The sequence below is a fragment of the Pseudomonas oryzihabitans NBRC 102199 genome, assembly GCF_000730625.1.
GTDB classification, from domain to species: domain Bacteria; phylum Pseudomonadota; class Gammaproteobacteria; order Pseudomonadales; family Pseudomonadaceae; genus Chryseomonas; species Chryseomonas oryzihabitans.
In genome coordinates this window covers 16,361-35,326 of sequence record NZ_BBIT01000023.1, presented here as the reverse complement: position 1 = coordinate 35,326, position 18,966 = coordinate 16,361, and the positions used below count along the sequence as shown (strand labels likewise).

The window sequence follows — 18,966 nt, the reverse complement described above, 5'->3', positions numbered from 1 at the left end:
GAAAAGCTATGTTCGGCCTCGAAGCCCTGGATCTCGCCCGGATCCAGTTCGCCTTCACCGTGTCCTTCCACATCGTCTTCCCGGCGCTGTCCATCGGTACCGCGAGCTTTCTCGCCGTGCTCGAAGGGCTGTGGCTGAAGACCGACAACCACGTCTACAAGGATCTGTATCACTTCTGGCTGAAGATCTTCGCGATCTTCTTTGGCATGGGCGTGGTGTCCGGTCTGGTGATGGCCTATGAGTTCGGCACCAACTGGAGCGGCTTCGCCGACTATGCCGGCGCCGTGACCGGTCCTCTGCTGACCTACGAGGTGCTGACCGCCTTCTTCATCGAAGCCGGCTTCCTCGGCGTCATGCTGTTCGGCTGGAATCGCGTGGGTCGCGGCCTGCACTTCTTCTCGACGGTGATGGTGGCCATCGGCACCCTGATGTCGACCTTCTGGATCCTGTCCTCCAACAGCTGGATGCACACCCCGAGCGGCTACGAGATCGTCGATGGGCGCATCGTCCCGGTGGACTGGCTGGCGGTGATCTTCAACCCGTCCTTCCCCTTCCGCTGGGCGCACATGACCATCGCCGCCTACCTGTCGGTGGCCTTCCTGGTCGGCGCCTCGGCGGCCTGGCACCTGCTGCGCGGCAACGACAACCCGGCGGTGCGCAAGATGTTTTCCATGGCCATGTGGATGGCCCTGCTGGTGGCCCCGGTACAGGCCTTCGTTGGCGACGCCCACGGCCTCAACACCCTGGAGCACCAGCCGGCCAAGATCGCCGCGATGGAAGGCCACTGGGAGAACCCCCCGGGCGAAGCGACCCCGCTGATCCTGTTCGGCTGGCCGGACATGGAGCGCGAGGAAACCCGCTTCAAGGTGGAAATCCCGGTACTGGGCAGCCTGATCCTCAAGCACAGCCTCACCGAGCCGATCCCGGCGCTCAAGGACTTCCCCAAGGAAGACCGGCCGCCGGCCTATGTGGTGTTCTGGTCGTTCCGCATCATGGTCGCCCTGGGCATGCTGATGATCGCCGCCGGCCTGTGGAGCGCCTGGCTGCGCTGGCGCGGCAAGCTGTTCGAGACCCGCGCCTTCCTGCGCCTGGTCACCTGCATGGGACCGGTCGGTCTCATCGCCCTGCTGGCCGGCTGGTTCACCACCGAGGTGGGCCGCCAGCCGTGGATCGTCTACGGCCTGTTGCGCACCAAGGACGGGGTATCCAACCACAGCGTCACCCAGCTCAGCATCACCCTGGTGGCCTTCGTGGTGGTCTATTTCGCCGTGTTCGGCATCGGCACCCTCTATGCGCTGCGCATGATCGGCAAGGGTCCGCACACCGGTGAAGGCGACCTGCCCACCTCCGGCGGTCCGGGCACCGATCGCCATCCCAAGCGTCCGCTGTCCGGCGCCGATGGCGGCCTGGAAGAAGACAACCCCACCGACCAGCTGACCGGAGACCGCACATGAACGGCATCCCTGGCATCGACCTCCCGCTGATCTGGGCGATCATCATCATCTTCGGCCTCATGATGTACGTGGTCATGGACGGCTTCGACCTGGGCATCGGCATCCTCTTTCCCTTCGTCAAGGGCAAGGAAGACCGCGACGTCATGATGAACACCGTGGCGCCCATCTGGGACGGCAACGAGACCTGGCTGGTACTCGGCGGGGCGGGGCTCTATGGCGCCTTCCCGCTGGCCTACTCGATCATCCTGCCGGCGCTGTACCTGCCGCTGATCTTCATGCTGATCGGCCTGATCTTCCGCGGCGTGGCCTTCGAATTCCGCTTCAAGGTCCAGGAAGGCAAGGAAGCCCTGTGGGACAAGTCCTTCATCTTCGGCTCGCTGCTGGCCAGCTTCTGCCAGGGCGTGGCCCTGGGCGCCTTCATCGAAGGCTTCCCGGTGGAGAATCGCCAGTACGTCGGCGGTCCGCTGGACTGGCTGACGCCCTTCTCGGTGTTCTGCGGCCTGGGCGTGATCGCCGCCTATGCGCTGCTGGGCAGCACCTGGCTGATCATGAAGACCGAGGGTCCGCTGCAGGCGACCATGCGCCGCCTGACCAAGCCGCTGCTGTTCCTGTTGCTGGCCTTTACCGCGGTGGTGAGCATCTGGACCCCGCTGAGCCAGGCGGCCATTTCCGCCCGCTGGTTCAGCATGCCCAACCTGGTCTGGTTCCTGCCGGTGCCGATCCTGGTCGGCGTGGTGACCCTGGCCCTGCTGCGCGCCATCCTGCGCGAGGATTCGCACCATGCGCCCTTCCTGCTGACCCTGGCGCTGATCTTCCTCGGCTACAGCGGTCTGGGCATCAGCCTCTGGCCGAACATCATCCCGCCGGCGGTTTCCATCTGGGAGGCCTCGTCGCCGCCGCAGAGCCAGCTGTTCCTGCTCATCGGCACCCTGTTCATCATCCCCATCACCCTGATGTACACCTTCTGGGGCTACTACGTGTTCCGCGGCAAGGTACGCGCGGGGGAGGGCTACCACTGATGGTCGGCCGCTCGCGCGAACCCAATCCCGCGGACAACAAGCCGCTCTGGCAGCGGCTGGCCTGGATGGCCGGCATCTGGGCCTGCAGCCTGGTGGCGCTGGGCGTGGTGGCCTGGGTGCTGCGCCTGGTGCTGACGGCGGCGGGGCTCAAGTCGCACTGACCCCGCGTAGGAGGCTTATCCCTCACACCGGATTACCCCCTCTCCCGCTTGCGGGGGAGGGGGCTGTCCGGCGTGAGGGATCGAACGCCGCGAATCAGCCCGGCTGCCGATCAGAACTGCAACGCAGCCCAACGCCCCAAACCTACAACTTTTCCTAGTTATCCCCCTCCCACCCGCCCGTTAGCCTGACCCCGTTCCCATCGCGACGAGGAAGGCTTCCATGCAGGTTCAAGAAGGCTACGCCGATTTCCACGGCTATCAGACCTGGTACCGGGTCACCGGTGAGCTGGCCAGCGGGCGGTTGCCGCTGGTGGTGGCCCATGGCGGTCCCGGTTGCACCCATGACTATGTGGACAGCTTCAAGGACCTGGCCGAGCGCGGCTGGCCGGTGGTGCATTACGACCAATTGGGCAACGGCCGTTCCACCCACCTGCGCGGGATCGATCCGGGTTTCTGGACGGTGGCGCTGTTTCTCGACGAGCTTGACAACCTGCTGCGCCACCTGGGTATCCGCCAGTACGTGCTGCTCGGCCAATCCTGGGGCGGGATGCTGGCCGCCGAGCACGGGGTGCGCCAGCCTGAAGGACTGCGGGGGCTGGTCATCGCCAATTCGCCGGCGTCCATGGCGCTCTGGCGCGAGGCCGCGGCCGGGCTGCGGGCCGAATTGCCGGCCGAGGTGCAGGCCACCCTGGAGCGCCACGAGGCCGCCGGCACCACCGACTCGCCGGAGTACCGCGCTGCCAGTGAGGTCTTCTATGCCCGCCATGTCTGCCGCGTGCAGCCCATGCCGGCCGAGGTGGCGCGGACCTTCGCCGCCATCGACGCCGATCCCACCGTCTATCACGCCATGAACGGCCCCACCGAATTCCATGTGATCGGCAGTCTCAGGGACTGGAGCGTGATCGAGCGGCTCGAGCGGATCCAGGTGCCGACCCTGCTGATCTCCGGGCGTCACGACGAGGCCACCCCGGCCTGCGTGGAGCCCTTCGATAGACTCATCCCGGATGCCCGCTGGCGCATCTTCGAGCATTCCAGCCACATGCCCCACGTGGAAGAACGCGAAGCCTGCATGGCCACGGTGGCGGTCTTTCTCGCCGAGCTGGAGCGCCGCTAGGCGTCCGCATCCAGGGCGGCGGCAATCTCGTCGATGCGGGTCTGGCGGTCGTCGGCCTGCAGGCGCGGGCGCGGATTGAGCGCCGACCATTCCGGATGGGCCCGGGCCACCTGCACGGCGGCGGGCAGCTTGCCCTCGCGCCAGCGCTGCTCGTCGGGGGCGGCCACCTCGATGGCGCCCTGGGCGGCATGGCCGCGGGTTTCCAGCGCCGCCAGCAATTGTCGCTGCCGGACGGCCAGCAGCCGCAGCACGGCATCGTCGATGGACAGTTCCCGTCCGCCGCGCAGCTTGCCGAACAGCCGCCGACCATAGTGGCCGCCGGTCTGCGCCAGGCCGCCGGCCAGGGCGCCCAGCACCGTGGCGGCGCCCAGGGTCAGACCGCCGGCGAGCAGGTCCAGGCCGACCCCGGCCGCGGCGCCGGCCGCCACGCCGCCGCCTAGGCGGATGCCCAGCAGGCGCAGGGTTTCCGGATTGAAGAGATCGTCGCCCCAGCGCCCGTCCAGCAGCGGCAGGTCGCTGGCGTGGGCATCGCCCGGGCGAAAGCCGAACAGCCGCAGCAGGTCTTCCACGCAGCGCTGTTCGCGGGTGCGCAGGGCGTCGCGCAACTCGGCGGTCGCGGTATTCACCTCGGCTTCGCCAGGCGCCACGCTGCGCCGCGCGGCGGCGGCGTCCACCAGCAGTTCGGCGATCAGCCGCACCCCCTGCTGATGGCGGCGGCGGGCCTGCTCGGCGTGATCGGCGATCAGTCGTTGCAGCGCCGGGCGGCCGCTTTCCAGTAGGGTCGCCAGGCTTTCGTAGAGGCGCGCCTCGCCGTCCGCCGGCGGGGCGACGCTGTCGAAGCGCACCAGGGCGTGCAGGCCGAGGCGGGCCAGGGTGGCGCGCCAATCGTCGGCGCGGTGGCCGTCGGCGGCGACGAAATTGAGCACCGGCACCAGCGGACGACCGCAACCGGCCAGCACCGCCAGTTCGTCGCGGTACTTGGCCAGCACCGGCTCACGGGCGTCGATCACATAGAGACCGGCATCGGAGGCGCGCAGCTGGCGAATCACCTTGGCCTCCTGCTCGAATCGCTGGCGGGCTTCCACGCTGTCGAGAAAGCGGTCGAGCAGGGTGGCGGCGTCCAGGCGTTCGCCGGGGCGCTCCAGTTGCTCGAGGTAATCGCGCAGGGCGATGGCGTCTTCCAGGCCGGGAGTGTCGTAGAGCTCCAGCAGGGCTTCGCCATCCACCGACAGCCGCGCGCCCTCGACATGGCGGGTGGTGCTGGGGCGATGGGAGACCTCGCCGAAGTCGACGTCGCGGGTCAGGGTGCGCAGCAGCGAGGTCTTGCCGACATTGGTGTGACCGACCAGCGCCAGGCGCAGGGGGCCGCTCATGGATTCGTCTCCAGCCAGGCCAGTTCTTCGAGATCGCCGGTGCAGTGTGCCAGGCGCAGGGCATCCAGCGCCTGGCGCCAGTCGTCCAGGCGCACCGGATCGAGCTTGCCGCCCAGGGGCGCGGGCAACAGCCAGACGCGGGTGGCCGTGGCGCAGCGCGACAATTCGGCCAGCAGGGTCAGGGTACCGCGATCCGGCGAGCGGCGGGGATCGCAGGCGATCAGCAGGCGGCGGGCCGGATAGCGGGTCAGCTGTTCGAGCAGATGGCGCCGGCCCTGGCCGTCGTCGAGCACGCCGGCGTCACGCACGCCTTCGGGCAGCGGCGGCGGCCAGGTATGGTCGGTGAGTTCGATGCCCACCAGCAGCGCCTCGTCGCCGGTGCGGGCGAGGCTGCCGGCATCCTGCTGGGGCAGCTGCGCGGGGGCGGCGTCGTTCACCCCGAGGCGTTCGCTGGTGGGCAACAGGCGTTCGCGCAGGTGCAGATAGCCGGGGCGCTCGACGTCCAGCCGCAGCCGCTGGCGACCGCGTCGCCAGCGCCACAGGCAGAGCAGGGTGAGCAGCAGCCGGGGCAGCAGGCCATAGACCAGCACCACGCCGAGCAGCCAGCCGGCCCAGGCCTGGCGTGCCGCGGCCAGGGGGCTGGCGGCATCGCCACTGGCGGCGATGCTGGCCGGGTCGGGCAGCGGAAAGCCCAGTAGCTGGGGCAGGGCGCCGAGCGCCTGGGTCAGCAGCACGAAGGTGTCGCTGCCGAGCAGGGTGGTCTCCCAGACGAACAGATAGCTGCGTCCGGAGAGCAGCGCCAGCAGGGTCGCCAGGGCACTGCCGAGGATCAGCAGCCAGAGGCCGTGGACTAGACCGCCCAGCGCCCAGGGCAGCAGGCGGGCGCGACCGAGCAGCCCGACCAGCGCCGGACCCAGGTGCAGGGCGCGGGCATCCCGCGCCAGGCGGCCGGAGAGCCACAGCCAGAGGCGTGCCAGCGGCGAGGCCAACTGCCGGCCACCCCCCAGCAGGCCAAGGGCCCAGACCAGCAGGCTGAGGAGGTTGAGGCCGAGCAGACTGCCTAGCGCCCAGAACACATTGACCGGACGACTACCGTCGCCCAGCGCCCCGGCGGCGAGACCCGCGCCGCAGAACAGCGCCACGATGCCCAGCAGCCAGGCGGCCAGCAGCGCGCCCTGGCGCCAGCGACGCCGTGCCGCCAGCAGACCGTCGCGCTGACCGAGCAGACGGGCGCGCGTCACCAGTCGCGCCTCGAAGGGACCGCCGGCCGCGCGTGCCTGGCGATTGGCCTCGGCGTCTTCCAGCGGGCCGCTGTCTTCTTCGGTCAGGCGCAGGGCTTCGGTGAGCCAGAGATCCTCGAAGGCGGGAGAGGGGGTTGCGGTCACGCGTCGGCGCCCTTGCGGCAAAAACGCCGAGCATAGTCCCTGGCGCCCTGGCTGTTAACGCCTCTGTTATGCTCTGTCACCATGAAAACCTCTCTCCCCCTGAGCCTGATCGTCGCCGTGGCCGACAACGGCGTCATCGGCATCGACAATCGTCTCCCCTGGCACCTGCCGGCGGAGCTCAAATATTTCAAGGCCGTGACCCTCGGCAAGCCGCTGGTCATGGGTCGCAAGACCTGGGACTCCCTGGGCCGCCCGCTGCCGGGTCGGCTGAATCTGGTGGTCTCCCGTCAGACTGATCTGGTGGCCGAAGGTGCCGAGGTGCGGACGTCGCTGGCCGCTGCCGTGGAGCGTGCCGAGGCCTGGGCCCGGGAACGCGAGGCCAGCGAGATCATGCTGATCGGCGGCGCCCAGCTGTTCGCCGACGCCCTGCCGCTGGCCCAGCGGCTCTACCTGACCCGCGTCGCCCTGGCGCCGGACGGGGACGTGTTCTTTCCCGCCTGGAACGAGGCCGACTGGGAACTCGTCTCGCGGCAGCAGCATGCCGCCGAAGACGACCGTCCCGCCTATGCCTGCGAGGTCTGGGAGCGCCGGGCCTAGGGTCGGTCGTGACACCTGCGTGCTCTTGCCGATGTCTTCCGGTGCTAAGCAAAGCCTAAGGTTGCCCTGGCATAAAGGAGGCTGAGGCGAGCCGCCCGGGCGGCCGGAGGGTGCAGACGTGATGGCGATCGACAGCCAGATGCAGGCGACAACGGCAGGCACCCAACCTGCCCGTCCAGGCGCGACGGGCAATCCGACTACCTCGGCGGCCGACAGTGGCCAGACTGGCGACGCGTCCAGTGGCAGCGCCGTCGCCGTGGACCTGTCGCCCGCGGCCCAGCTGATCGCCGGTCTGCTGCCGGGGCAGTCGAGCGGCAATGCCGATCTCGACGGCTTCATGCAGATCCTCCAGCAGCAGATCCGCAGCCAGGGCACCGACGCCGCCGTGCTTGGCGAGATGCCCGAGGGGGCCAGTCCCGACCGTATCCAGTTGGCGAAGCAGGCGGCCAATCACCTGCTGGTGAGCTATTACCATGACGACAGTCGCTATGCCGATGCCTCCACGCAGGATCCCTTCGCCAACCTGGACAGCAACAGCCTGGCGCGTATCGCCAGCGACGATTCCGGCACCTTCACCTCGGCTGAACGTCAGCTCGCCTATTTCGAGGGCGCGCAACGTGGCACCGATGCGGCCAACGTGGCCTTCTCCGGGCTCTCCCCGCAGGATCAGGGTGCCGCGTCCTGGAACTGGGCACCCGCCGCCACGGAAGACGCCGGCATCCTCGGTACGCTGAATCCCGGCATGCCGGATTGGCAACCCAATCAGTTGAGCAGCCAGCTCATCGATAGCCTGAGCCCCAGCGGCGTGGCGACCGCTGCCGCTCAGGAAACCGCCCAGCTATCGGCGCCGACCTTCAACGTCAGCACTGGTGCCGATGGTGCCCCCCAGTGGACGGTGCTGCCTACGGACGGACAGGGCGCAGGGGCAAACACCGCGCTGAATGGCAGTATCCTCACCCAGATGACGGGCACGACAGCCGCGCCGGCGCTGTCGCTCTATCGCCAGATCGCCGCGTTCGGGTGAGTAGGTTGTTGGGCTCAGGTCTGCCTGTTGGGCTTCGACGATGAAGCTGTCTCAGTCCAATCTCCGGGGCGGTAGGTTGGGCTGAGCGCCAGCGAAGCCCAACATCGTGGCGTCGCTCAGATCGCCCGCAGCTTCTTGGCCGGCAGGTAGTCGCGATGAACGCGCTCTTCCACCAGGTACAGCCAGCAGGGACCTTCCACCTGGGGAAAGAGGCGCACTTCCTGGATGCTGCTGGGCTTGGGTTCGCCATTGCCGACCTGCACGGCCACGCTCTGGCCGAGGCGGAAGCGCGGCACCACACCGGCGTCCACCACGCTCTGCTCGGCCTTGGTGGCCGGGCGGCCCAGGTATTCGCCCAGGTCCACCGGACCGGAGGGGCCTTCGGCCACGGTGTCCACATGGAAGCTGTAGGCAGTGGCCAGGCCTTCGTCGCCACCGTGGATCTCGCCCTGCTTGATGCGCGACACGGCCTGGTCGAGGGCTGCGTCGAGCGTCAGTTCGTTGTTCGATTGCAGGGTGATGACGATGCGGCGTTCGAAGGGGTACTGGCTCATGATTTCGACTTTTTCGGCAGAGAGGGAAAAGAAGGGACATCTTGTGCCCCCTTTGGCTGGCCGCTGTCCAGCCGGGGGCGCCCGATCGGTGACCGCGTTTGCAACCCCGGGTGTCCAGGGGCCAGGCGGTCGCTAGGTTCTGTACCAAAAAGCGCCGAGCGAAGGTCAGGCGAGGCCTAGGCGGCCCCGCGAAAAAGGCTGAGGAAGCGGATCGGACTCGCGCTCGAGTTTACGAGCGGTAAATGAGCATTCCGATCGGACTGGCGATCCAGGCCTTTTTCAACGAAGCATCACCGAGCGCAGGCATTTTTCGTACAGAACCTAGTCCTTGCGCCGCTTGAGCTGGTCCTTCAGCTGGGTCGGCACCTCGCGAATGATCAGCAGATCCTGGCCTTCGTCGTATTCGATGCGCGAGCCCAGCAGGTGCGCCTCGAAGCTGATCGATAAGCCCTCGGCGCGGCCGGTGAAGCGGCGGAATTGGTTGAGGGTGCGCTTGTCCGCCGGGATCTCCGGCGCCAGGCCGTAATCCTTGTTGCGGATGTAGTCGTAGAAGGCGCGTGGCGCCTCGTCGTCCATCAACTCGGAGAGGGCGTCCAGGGCCATGGGCTCACCGCGCTTGGCCTGGCTGCTGGCGTAGTCCACCAGGGTGTCGGTCTTTTCCTTGGCGGCCTCTTCCGGAAGGTCCTCGCTCTCCACATAGTCGCTGAAGGCCTTGAGCAGGGTACGGGTCTCGCCCTTGGCGTCGACGCCTTCCTGGCAACCGATGAAGTCGCGGAAGTAGTCCGAGACCTTCTTGCCGCCCTTGCCACGGATAAAGGAGATGTACTGGCGCGACTGCTTGTTGTTGCGCCACTCGGACAGGTTGATGCGCGCCGCCAGGTGCAGCTGGCCCAGGTCCAGGTGCTTGGCCGGCGCCACCTCCAGCTTTTCGGTGACGGTCACCCCCTCGCTGTGGTGCAGCAGGGCGATGCTCAGGTAGTCGGTCATGCCCTGCTGGTACTGGGCGAACAGCACATGGCCGCCGGTGGAGAGGTTGCTGCTCTCCATCAGGCCCTTGAGGTGCTCCACCGCCTGGCGACTGAAGGCGACGAAATCCTGTTCGCCTTCCAGATAGGCATGCAGCCAGCCACTGAAGGGATAGGCGCCGGATTCCTCGTGGAACAGGCCCCAGGCCTTGTTGGGCTTGGCGTTGTAGCTGTCGTTGAGATCGGCCAGCAGATTCTCGATGGCCTGGGAGTCGGCCAGTTCGGCGTCCCGCGCGTGCAGGGTCGCGGGCTGGCCGTCGGGCTTCTTGTCGATCAGATGGACGATGGCGTGACGGATCGGCATGGCGGACTCGGGTAACGGGAAAAGTCGGCCAGTCTAACGCTCCCGCGTCCTGACGGGCAGGCCCCTGGCGCCGCAGGCTCAGCGCGCCGGCGCCGTCTGCTTTTCCTGCAGCGCATTGCCCAGGTGCCGGGTCATGAAGACCGCGGCCTCTTCACGGCGGTCCTCCAGCAGCAGATCGATCAGTTGCAGGTGCTCCTGGCAGCGGCGCTGGGCCTGCTCGCGATCCACCGACTTCTGGTATTCGATCAGCCGGCGCAGGCGATTGAGCCGGCGCAGCGCATCGAGGATGAAGGCATTGCCGGAACAGCGGGCGATGGTCTCGTGCAGGCGGGTGTTGGCGTCGAAGATCTCCGCCGGCGAAGCCTCGAACACCCGGCCCGCGGCCAGCAGCGCCTGCTCGTCGCGGCAGCGCCGCAAGGCCTCGGCATCCAGGGTGAAGTCGGCTTCACGGATGCCGGCCGGTTCCAGCAGCAGGCGAAAGCGGTAGCTCTGGGCATAGGCATCGGGCGAGGTGAGGCCTTCGACGAAACTCCAGCCGTAGCCCGGCAGGCGCTCGGCCCAGCCTTCCTGGACGATGCGCCTCAAGATGTCGGCCAGTTGCCCGCGGGTGACCTGGTAGCGGCGGATCAGCTCGTTTTCCGTGACCTTGAGCGGCAACTCGCCTTCGATGCGATCGCGGGCGATGGTCAGGTACAGCCGCTCGCTGGCGGAGACCTCTTCGCGCGCCTGGGGCGTGGCATCCAGGGCCGCGGCGGCCACGGCGAAGCCGCCCTCGGGATGCCGCGCCAGCAGGCTCCGGTCGGCCATCTGCTGCAGGGCGCTGCGCACCGGCGAGCGCGACACCCGCAGGCGTTCGGCCAAGGCGCGCTCGGGCAGTCGGGTGCCCACCGCCAGCTGGTGCGAGGCGATGTAGGTGAGGATGTCGGGAATCAGTTGGGAGGCGAGGGTGCCCATGGCAGCGCTGGCGAATCGACCGTAAAGGCCAGGATGCTAGCACGGGACCCGCCGGGCGCAGCCGGCGCGGCGGGTTTCGCGGGGTCGTTCAGTCGCCGCTCGGGCTGACGTCCATGTCCTTGAGCTTCACCAGGCGGCTGCGGTGCTTGAGGCGATAGCCGAGCCAGACGGCGAGAAACAGCGGCAGGCTGATGTAGGTGGCGGCCAGGCCCAGCCAGTCCACGCCGTTCGGTCCGAACAGGGCGGCATAGTTCTGCCCCAGGGTGATCACCAGGCAGAGGGCGAAGGCCAGCAGCGGTCCGAAGGGAAACAGCTTGGCGCGATAGGGCAGGTCTTCCAGGCGGCGACCCTGGGCCAGGTAGCCCTGGCGGAAGCGATAGTGGGACACGGCGATGCCCAGCCAGGCGATGAAGCCGCACATGCCCGAGGTGTTGAGCAGCCAGCCATAGAGCGCCTTGTCGCCCACCAGGGAGGTGAAGAAGCACAGGGCGCCCACTGCGGTGGTGGCGAGCAGGGCGTTGCGCGGCACGCCATTGCGCGCGACGCGGGCGAACAGGCGCGGCGCCTTGCCCTGTTCGGCCAGGCTGTGCAGCATCCGCGTCGAGGCATACATGCCCGAGGTGCCGGCGGAGAGCACCGCCGAAAGGATCACCGCGTTCATCAGGCTGGCGGCGAAGGCCAGGCCGGCGCGCTCGAACAGCAGGGTGAACGGCGAGACGGAGACGTCGGTGGCGTCGTTCTGCAGGAGTCGCGGATCGGTGTAGGGGATCAGCATGCCGATGACGAAGATCGCCAGCACATAGAACATCAGGATGCGCCAGAACACCTGGCGGATGGCGATGGGCACGTTCTTGCGCGGATTTTCCGACTCGCCTGCGGCGATGCCGATCAGCTCGGTGCCCTGGAAGGAGAAGCCGGCGATCATGGCCACCCCGACCATGGCCTGCAGACCGCCGACGAAGGGCGCCTCGCCCTGGGTGAAGATGGTCAGCCCCGGCGGCTCGATGCCGCTGAAGATGCCGAGGATGGCGGCCAGGCCCAGGCCGATGAAGACCACCACGGTGGTCACCTTGATCAGCGCGAACCAGAATTCGCTCTCGCCGAAGCCGCGCACCGATACCGCATTGAGCAGGAACATCAGGCCGAGAAACAGCGCGCTCCAGAGCAGCCCCGGCACCTCGGGAAACCAGAAGCCCATCACCAGCTGCGCCGCCACCAGCTCGGCGGCGATGGTCACCGCCCAGTTGTACCAGTAGTTCCAGCCAAGGGCGAAGCCGAAGCCGTCTTCGACGAAACGACTGCCATAGATGGAGAAGGAACCCGACACCGGCTGGTAGGCGGCCATCTCGCCGAGACTGGTCATGAGGAAATAGACCATCAGGCCGATCAGCGCATAGGCCGCCAGGGCGCCGCCCGGACCGGCGGTGGCCACGGTGGCGCCGGAGGCGACGAACAGGCCGGTGCCGATGGAGCCGCCGATGGCGATCATGTTGAGGTGACGGGGCTTGAGCCGGCGTTGCAGACTCGGAGAGGCGGTGGACATGGGGTTTCCAGCTGGCAGTTGAAGGGGCCGGACGTTGGCTCTGGCGGCCATTCACGGTCATGGGGCGCAGGGCGGTGCACCCACCGGCTGCGGCGACCTGCAAGGGCAGGTGGCAAAAAAGCGGCGAAGCTTAGCAGGCTAAGGGCGTCAGGTGGGATGGCGGTCGTCGGTGCGCCGCTGTCGCAGTCCGATCATCGCCGGGCCGCGCTTCGGCTAGCATGACCCAGGGTCCCAGCAGGTAGCGCAGCGTGATCGATTCCAGAACCTTTGGCAGCGGTATCCAGGGCAAGAACTACCTGCAGTTGCAGTCGATGCGACCGCGGCCGGAATTTTCCCGGCTGGTCGGCTTCATCCTGCTCGATCACTTTTCCCTGCCGTCCTTTACCCAGGCGCTGGATACCCTGGTCACCGCCAACCTGCTGGCCGCCGGCACCTTCGCCACCCGCACCTACAGCCCGACCGGCGCCGAGGTACTCAGTGACCTCGGCATCGTCATCCGCCCGGACGGCGACTACCGTGCGGCGGAGGGCGCCCGCTTCGACCTGCTGGTGGTCTGCGGCGGCCTGCGGACGCCGCTGGAACTGGATCCACGGCTCAAGGCGCTGCTGCTGCGCGTGGCCCGGCAGCAGGTGACCCTCTGCGGCCTGTGGAACGGCGCCTGGCAACTGGGCCAGGCCGGGCTGCTGGACGGCTATCGCTGCGCCATCCATCCCGAACAGCGCAGCGCCTTCAGCGAACGGGTGCGCGGGTGCAAGACCTCTGCGGAAAGCCATGTGCTGGATCGCGATCGGCTCACCGCGGCCAGTCCCAGCGGTGCCTTCCACCTCTTTCTCGAATGGATCGGCGCCCAGTGCGGGAGCGCCCTGGCCGATGGCCTGGTCAACATCCTGGCCTTCGAGGAATCGCGCTTTCGCCAGGTCAATCCGACGCTCAAGGTGCAGATGACCCCGCCGCTGCGCGAGGTGGTGACCCTGATGGAGGCCAACATCGAGGAGCCCCTCACCATCGAGCAGCTGTGCGACTATGCCGGCCGCTCGCGGCGCCAGGTCGAGCGACTGTTTCGCGAGCAGCTCGATACCGCGCCCATGCGCTACTACCTGGAGCTGCGCATCACCGAGGGGCGCCGGCTGCTGCAGCATTCCACCCTGTCGGTGCTGGAGGTGGCGGTGGCCTGCGGCTTCACCTCGGTCACTCACTTCAGCAAGAGGTATTCGGCCTACTTCGGCTATCCGCCGTCCAAGGAGCGGCGGCTCAAGTACTAAACTGCAGCAGGCCCGCAGCACGCGCGCGGAGCGGCCGGAAGGGCCCGCCTCAGAGCGTTTCGTCGGCGTACCGGAACGGCTCCGCGCCGTCTCGCTCGAAACTTCACCCCGGGCATCTCGGCCTGCGTGCTGCGGCGAAGGGGGCTGACTGTCCTATCGAGCGAGGAAATGCCATGACCGATCCACGTAACGTCGCCCACGACAAGAAAGTGCAGCAGGAAAAGAAGCATCAGGGCGAGGACATCGCGCCCGATGCCGAGCACGCGCCGCAACCGGGCAAGAAACCCGCGCTCAAGGACCACGACGAGCAGGCCGACGACAAGGCCTGACCGCCCGCCGGCCTCGCCACGCGAGGCCTTCGCCGATGCTGACGGCCGTCGGCATCGCACCCCAGAGAGTCACCCGCCCAGCGCCGGCTCCGGTTGCCGGGTCCGCTCCGCCGCATTCAGGCACAGCAATCCCGCCAGGGCGAACAGCAGGCCGAGCAGCATGCCCGGCGCCAGGGGTTCGTCGAAGCAGGCCCAGGCCCAGAGCAGTGCCACCGGCGGACTCAGGTAGAGCGCGCCACTCACCGCCTGCGGGCTGCCCTGACGCAGGCACAGCCAGTAGAGGCCGAAGCCGAGCAGGGTCGGGATCAGCAGCCAGAGCACCGCCAGGGCGAAGCCGAGGGTCAGCGGTGGCGTCAGCGGGCCTTCCACCCCGGCCACCCCCAGCATCACCAGACTGCTGGCCGCGAGCTGGATGAAGAGCTGCGTCCGCAGCGCCAGTCGACTCGGCGGCAGGCGACTCTGCACCAGGGTCGCCAGCGCCAGGGCCAGGGCACTGCCCAGGGGCAGGGCATAGGCCCAGGCGGGGGCCACGCCCAGTCCCAGTCCCGCGCCGGTGGCCAGCAGGACGCCCGTCAGGCCCAGGCCCAGGCCGAGCCACTGGCGGCCGTTGGTGCGCTGGCCCGGCAGCAGGCAGCAGCCCAGCGCCACCAGCAGCGGCGACAGATCCGACAGCAGCGCCGCCAGCCCGGGTGAGACGCCCAGTTCGATGGCCTTGGCCGCCGGTCCTACCGCGCCGGCAAAGGCCAGCACGCCGATGCCCGCCTGCTGACCGATGATCTTCAGCGGCAAGCGCCGCACCTCGGCCCAGGCGAAGGGCAGCAGCAGGAGGGCGGCCAGCAGCAGGCGCCAGCAGGTCACCAGCAGGGTAGGGGCCTGGTCCGCGGCATAGCGATAGCCGACGAAACCGGCGCTCCAGCAGAGCACCAGGGCGAGTTGGCGCAGCAGGGGGGAAGACAGGATGGCAGGCATGAGCGGACTCCAGCTGACGGGATGCCTTGAGCCTGGCCCAGGGTGGTAATACACTCAAACGACATTATCGGTAGCTATGGTTCGATAAAAACGCATCATGCCCGTGCCCTTCGATATCGACGTCCTGCGTACCTTCCACACCATCGTGCGGCTGGGACAGTTTCGCGCCGCCTCGCTGCAGCTCAATCGCAGCCCCTCGGCGGTGAGCAGCCAGATCCGCCGGCTGGAAGAGCAGACCGGCGGCCGGCTGTTCGAGCGCGACAACCAGGCCGTGACCCTGACCCCGCTCGGGCGTCGCGTGCTGCTCGAGACCGCCGACCTGTTGCAGACCCATGACCGCATCCTCGCCGGTCTCACCGGCCAGCCGGTGGTGGGGGAGGTGCGCCTGGGCGTGGCCGAGGACTATGCCGCGCGCCTGCTCAAGGCCGTCTTGCCGCGCTTGCAGGGCGAGCATCCCGGAATCGTCCTGGAGGTGCTCACCGGCAACAGCAGCCAATTGCGGCGCTGGCTCGGCCAGGGCCTGCTGGACCTGGCGCTGCTGGTGGGGCCGCCCCGCACCGACCGGGCGGACGGCCAGAGATTCGGCCATACCCAGCCGGTGTGGGTCGCCGGTCCCGGACTGCAGTTGAGCGCGGACGCCAGCGTGCCCCTGGCGCTGCACGGCGAGGGCTGCAGCTATCGCGAACTGGGCATCGACCTGCTGATCCGCCAGGGCCGGCGCTGGCATGCGGTGGTGACCAGCGCCGCCTCTTCGGCGCTGGAAGCGGCGGTCGAACTGGGGCAGGCGGTGGCCATCACCGACCGGACACGCATGACCCCGCCGATGCGCGAACTGACGCCGGAAGAAGGCTTTCCCGCGTTGCCGGTGCACGAGTTGCGACTGGCCTCGCCACCGGGCGAGCGCAGCCCCGCCTGCGCCTCTCTGGCCGGGCTGATCGCCGAGGATTTCCGCATCTAGCCCGGCGGCCCGGCGTTTGACCGGGCCCTGGCCCAGCCACTAAGGTGGCCGCCTTGCCGCTCGACCCCTGGGCCTGCGCTCCCACCTCCGGCATGCGCGCCCCCTGTCCGCACGTCCGGTCCGCTACCGCCGCTCCTGTCCGCTGTTCTGGAATGTTTCGCCTGTCATGACCGCCTCACCCGCCATCCCCCGTCTCATCTATCTGCTGGCCCTGACCATCTTCGCGCTGACCACCGCCGAATTCATGGTGGCCGGCATGATGCCGGCGCTGGCCGCCGATCTCGGTGTCTCCCTCGGCCAGATCGGCTATCTGATCTCCTGGTATGCCCTGGGCATGGCCCTGGGCGGCCCGCCGCTGACCCTGTTGCTGCTGGCCCTGCGCCTGGCGGAAAAGTCGGCGCTGCTGTGGCTGCTGGCGCTCTATCTGGTCGGCGCCGTGGTGGCCGCGCTGGCGGTCAGCTATCCGGTGATGGCGGCGGGGAGGGTGCTCATGGGCATCGCCAGCTCCGCCAGCATCGGCCTCTGTCTGACCCTGGGCGCCAACCTGGTTACGCCGGATCGCCGCGGCCGGGCGGCCTCGCTGATCCTGTCCGGACTCATGCTGGCGCCGGTGTTCGGGGTGCCGGGTACGGTACTGATCGAGCAACTGGCCGGCTGGCGCGCCAGCTTCTGGGCGGTCGCCCTGCTGGCGGCCTGCTGCGCCCTGCTGGTCGGCCTCTGCGTGCCGCGGGCGCCGGCGCGCGCGGCCGGGCAGTTGGGCGGGGAGCTGCGGACCCTGGTCAGTGGCAGACTCTGGGCGGCCTACCTCACCAGCGGCCTGATCATCGGCGCGACCTTTGCCGGCTTCAGCTACTTCTCGCCCATCCTCATCCAGGTGACGGGTTTCGCGGCCACCACCATTCCCTGGCTGCTGATGGGGTATGGCCTCGCCAACGTGCTGGGCAATCTGCTGGTGGGTCGCCTGGCCGATCGCTACACCCTCAAAGTGCAGGGCGTCGGGCTGGCGGTGCTGGCGCTGGGCTTCGCCCTCTTCGTCAGCTGCGCCGACAGCGCCGCCGCCAGCCTGCTGGCCCTGGCGCTGATCGGCCTGACCGGGGTGGCGCTCAACCCGGCCATGGTCGCCCGGGTCATGGCCGCGGCCACCCCGGGCCCGCTGGTCAACACCCTGCACACCTCGGTGATCACCGCGGGTCTGGCGGTGGGCGCCTGGGCCGGCGGCGCGGCCATCGATGCCGGCCAGGGCCTGCGCGCACCCCTGTGGGTCGGTCTGGGCATGGCGCTGCTGGGCGTGCTGAGCCTGGTGCCCAGCCTGGTGCAGCGACTGGCGCTGGCGTCATCGCCAGCGGGTCGTTGCTAGTACCTGGCAGCTGGGGCGACCTGGTCGCGTCGGGCTGCCACCGCGCGCGCCCGGGTTCCGTCGCTGAATGGCTCTACGGCGCACCTTTCGGCGGGATTGCGTGTACCGCCTTCACTGTAGCCTGACTGTCATCTTTCCCTGGCATGTTGCCTTCCGAACACGGGAGGCGCGTTTTCGCGCTTTCGATTCCTGGACCTTCGACAAGGGCGGTACGGACATGCAGGCTTCGCTTCGTGGTATGACGTTGGGTGTGGTACTCGGGCTGCTGAGTGGTGGCCCGGTGTGGGCGGCGACGCCCATTCCCTTCTGGCATTCGATGGATGCGGAGCTTGGCAAGGAGGTCGACTCCCTGGCCCAGCGCTTCAACCAGGCGCACCCGGAATTCCAGGTGCAGCCGGTGTACAAGGGCAACTACGAGCAGAATCTGGCGGCCGGCATCGCCGCCTTCCGGACCGGCAAGCCGCCGGCCATCCTGCAGGTCTACGAAGTGGGCACCGCGACCATGATGGCGTCCAACGCCATCGAGCCGGTCTACCAGGTGTTCAAGGATGCGGGCGTGAAGCTGGATGAAGCGGGCTTCGTACCCACCGTCGCCAGCTACTACAGCGACGCCAAGACCGGTCAACTGCTGTCCATGCCGTTCAACAGCTCCACCCCGGTGCTCTACTACAACAAGGCGGCCTTCAAGCAGGCCGGCCTCGATCCGGAAGCGCCACCCAAGACCTGGAAGGAGCTCGCCGACGACAGCGCCAAGCTGCGCGCCGCTGGCCTGAAGTGCGGCTATACCAGCGGCTGGCAGAGCTGGGTCCAGCTGGAAAACTTCAGCGCCTGGAACGGCCTGCCCTTCGCCAGCCAGGACAACGGCTACCTGGGCAGCGATGCCGTGCTGGAGTTCAACCGGGCGCCGCAGGTCAGGCACATCGCCCTGTTGCAGGCGATGGGCAAGCGCGGCGACTTCACCTACGTCGGCCGCAAGGACGAACCCACGGAGAAGTTCTACAACAGCGACTGCGCCATGCTGACCACCTCGTCCGGCTCGCTGGCCAACATCCGCCACTACGCCAAATTCGACTTCGGTGTGGCCATGATGCCCTATGACGGCGATCTCAAGAGCGCTCCCCAGAACGCCATCATCGGCGGCGCCAGCCTCTGGGTGTTCAAGGGCCAGGATGCGGCGGTGAAGCGCGGCGTGGCCGAATTCCTCGCCTTCCTGGCGCAGCCGGAGATCGCCGCCGAATGGCACCAGCTGACCGGCTACCTGCCGATCACCAAGGCGGCCTACGACCTGACCCGCGAGCAGGGCTTCTATACCAAGAATCCGGGGGCCGACATCGCCACCCGGCAGATGCTGAACAAGCCGCCGCTGGCCTTCACCAAGGGCCTGCGCCTGGGCAACATGCCGCAGATCCGCGCGGTGATCGACGAAGAGCTGGAAAGCGTCTGGACCGGCAAGCAGGCTCCGCAGCAGGCGCTGGATGCCGCCGTGCAGCGCGGCAACGTGCTGTTGCGCCGCTTCGAGAAATCCACCCAGTAAGCCTGGGATCCGCCCTGGCGGCGCCGGCCGATGACTGCCGGCGCCGTTCC

General features: G+C 68.3%; 18 protein-coding genes. 11 read left to right on the top strand and 7 right to left on the bottom strand.

The annotated features are described in order from the left end of the window. The first annotated feature begins 8 nt into the window (after positions 1–8). The 4 genes from POR01S_RS21310 to POR01S_RS21300 all read left to right on the top strand — a co-directional run bounded on the left by POR01S_RS21310 (position 9) and on the right by POR01S_RS21300 (position 3,748). Positions 9–1,454, top strand: a complete 1,446-nt coding sequence (locus POR01S_RS21310) for a cytochrome ubiquinol oxidase subunit I (protein WP_007162566.1) — start codon at positions 9–11, stop codon at positions 1,452–1,454. Further along, entirely contained in the window at positions 1,451–2,473 is a 1,023-nt protein-coding gene (gene cydB, locus POR01S_RS21305; protein ID WP_007162565.1) for a cytochrome d ubiquinol oxidase subunit II, read from the top strand. The genes POR01S_RS21310 and cydB overlap by 4 nt, the downstream gene beginning before the upstream one ends. Then, positions 2,473–2,634, top strand: coding sequence for a DUF2474 domain-containing protein (locus tag POR01S_RS23545; protein ID WP_017640936.1), 162 nt, complete (start codon positions 2,473–2,475; stop codon positions 2,632–2,634). Before cydB ends, POR01S_RS23545 begins: the two co-directional genes overlap by 1 nt. 220 nt (positions 2,635–2,854) lie before the next feature. Beyond that, on the top strand, positions 2,855–3,748 hold the full coding sequence (locus POR01S_RS21300; protein ID WP_042138226.1) for a proline iminopeptidase-family hydrolase: 894 nt from the start codon (positions 2,855–2,857) through the stop codon (positions 3,746–3,748). On the opposite strand, the gene POR01S_RS21295 is transcribed toward POR01S_RS21300, so the two are convergent. Together POR01S_RS21295 and POR01S_RS21290 are read right to left on the bottom strand one after the other, a co-directional pair. Next, on the bottom strand, positions 3,745–5,121 hold the full coding sequence (locus POR01S_RS21295) for a GTPase/DUF3482 domain-containing protein (protein ID WP_007162562.1): 1,377 nt from the start codon (positions 5,119–5,121) through the stop codon (positions 3,745–3,747). The genes POR01S_RS21300 and POR01S_RS21295 overlap by 4 nt on opposite strands. Further along, positions 5,118–6,506, bottom strand: coding sequence for a DUF2868 domain-containing protein (locus POR01S_RS21290; protein WP_027599053.1), 1,389 nt, complete (start codon positions 6,504–6,506; stop codon positions 5,118–5,120). Before POR01S_RS21290 ends, POR01S_RS21295 begins: the two co-directional genes overlap by 4 nt. A gap of 81 nt (positions 6,507–6,587) precedes the next feature. On the opposite strand from POR01S_RS21290, the gene POR01S_RS21285 reads away from it, so the two are divergent. Both POR01S_RS21285 and POR01S_RS21280 read left to right on the top strand, forming a co-directional pair. Next, positions 6,588–7,103 (top strand): dihydrofolate reductase, encoded by a 516-nt coding sequence (locus POR01S_RS21285; protein WP_027601329.1) that lies wholly within the window; start codon positions 6,588–6,590, stop codon positions 7,101–7,103. A 121-nt stretch (positions 7,104–7,224) separates the two neighbouring features. Next, complete coding sequence (locus tag POR01S_RS21280) at positions 7,225–8,127, top strand: hypothetical protein (RefSeq protein ID WP_042138222.1); 903 nt, start codon at positions 7,225–7,227, stop codon at positions 8,125–8,127. A gap of 116 nt (positions 8,128–8,243) precedes the next feature. Here the strand turns inward: POR01S_RS21280 and POR01S_RS21275 are convergent, their stop codons facing one another. The 4 genes from POR01S_RS21275 to POR01S_RS21260 all read right to left on the bottom strand — a co-directional run bounded on the left by POR01S_RS21275 (position 8,244) and on the right by POR01S_RS21260 (position 12,507). Further along, complete coding sequence (locus tag POR01S_RS21275; protein ID WP_007162558.1) at positions 8,244–8,681, bottom strand: hypothetical protein; 438 nt, start codon at positions 8,679–8,681, stop codon at positions 8,244–8,246. A 321-nt stretch (positions 8,682–9,002) separates the two neighbouring features. Beyond that, positions 9,003–10,010, bottom strand: coding sequence for a nucleoid-associated protein YejK (gene yejK, locus POR01S_RS21270; RefSeq protein WP_027601327.1), 1,008 nt, complete (start codon positions 10,008–10,010; stop codon positions 9,003–9,005). A 78-nt stretch (positions 10,011–10,088) separates the two neighbouring features. Continuing rightward, positions 10,089–10,964, bottom strand: coding sequence for a GntR family transcriptional regulator (locus tag POR01S_RS21265; RefSeq protein WP_027601326.1), 876 nt, complete (start codon positions 10,962–10,964; stop codon positions 10,089–10,091). A gap of 88 nt (positions 10,965–11,052) precedes the next feature. Continuing rightward, positions 11,053–12,507, bottom strand: a complete 1,455-nt coding sequence (locus POR01S_RS21260) for an amino acid permease (RefSeq protein ID WP_007162555.1) — start codon at positions 12,505–12,507, stop codon at positions 11,053–11,055. Between the two features lie 248 nt (positions 12,508–12,755). Between POR01S_RS21260 and POR01S_RS21255 the strand changes: the two genes are divergently transcribed. Both POR01S_RS21255 and POR01S_RS23875 read left to right on the top strand, forming a co-directional pair. Next, positions 12,756–13,769, top strand: coding sequence for a GlxA family transcriptional regulator (locus POR01S_RS21255; protein WP_027601325.1), 1,014 nt, complete (start codon positions 12,756–12,758; stop codon positions 13,767–13,769). A gap of 173 nt (positions 13,770–13,942) precedes the next feature. Beyond that, the gene (locus POR01S_RS23875) at positions 13,943–14,098 is read left to right on the top strand and encodes a hypothetical protein (RefSeq protein ID WP_007162553.1); all 156 of its coding nucleotides are present in this window, start codon (positions 13,943–13,945) and stop codon (positions 14,096–14,098) included. 69 nt (positions 14,099–14,167) lie between these two features. Here the strand turns inward: POR01S_RS23875 and POR01S_RS21250 are convergent, their stop codons facing one another. After that, on the bottom strand, positions 14,168–15,067 hold the full coding sequence (locus tag POR01S_RS21250) for a DMT family transporter (protein WP_007162552.1): 900 nt from the start codon (positions 15,065–15,067) through the stop codon (positions 14,168–14,170). 97 nt (positions 15,068–15,164) lie between these two features. Between POR01S_RS21250 and POR01S_RS21245 the strand changes: the two genes are divergently transcribed. The 3 genes from POR01S_RS21245 to ugpB all read left to right on the top strand — a co-directional run bounded on the left by POR01S_RS21245 (position 15,165) and on the right by ugpB (position 18,916). Next, positions 15,165–16,025: a LysR family transcriptional regulator gene (locus POR01S_RS21245; protein ID WP_042138220.1), complete on the top strand. Its 861-nt coding sequence runs from the start codon at positions 15,165–15,167 to the stop codon at positions 16,023–16,025. Positions 16,026–16,191: 166 nt separating this feature from the next. Next, entirely contained in the window at positions 16,192–17,382 is a 1,191-nt protein-coding gene (locus POR01S_RS21240) for an MFS transporter (protein WP_042138218.1), read from the top strand. A gap of 217 nt (positions 17,383–17,599) precedes the next feature. Further along, positions 17,600–18,916 carry a sn-glycerol-3-phosphate ABC transporter substrate-binding protein UgpB gene (ugpB, locus tag POR01S_RS21235; protein ID WP_081875246.1) on the top strand — a complete coding sequence of 439 codons (1,317 nt, stop codon included), beginning with the start codon at positions 17,600–17,602 and terminating at the stop codon, positions 18,914–18,916. Positions 18,917–18,966 lie beyond the last annotated feature (50 nt).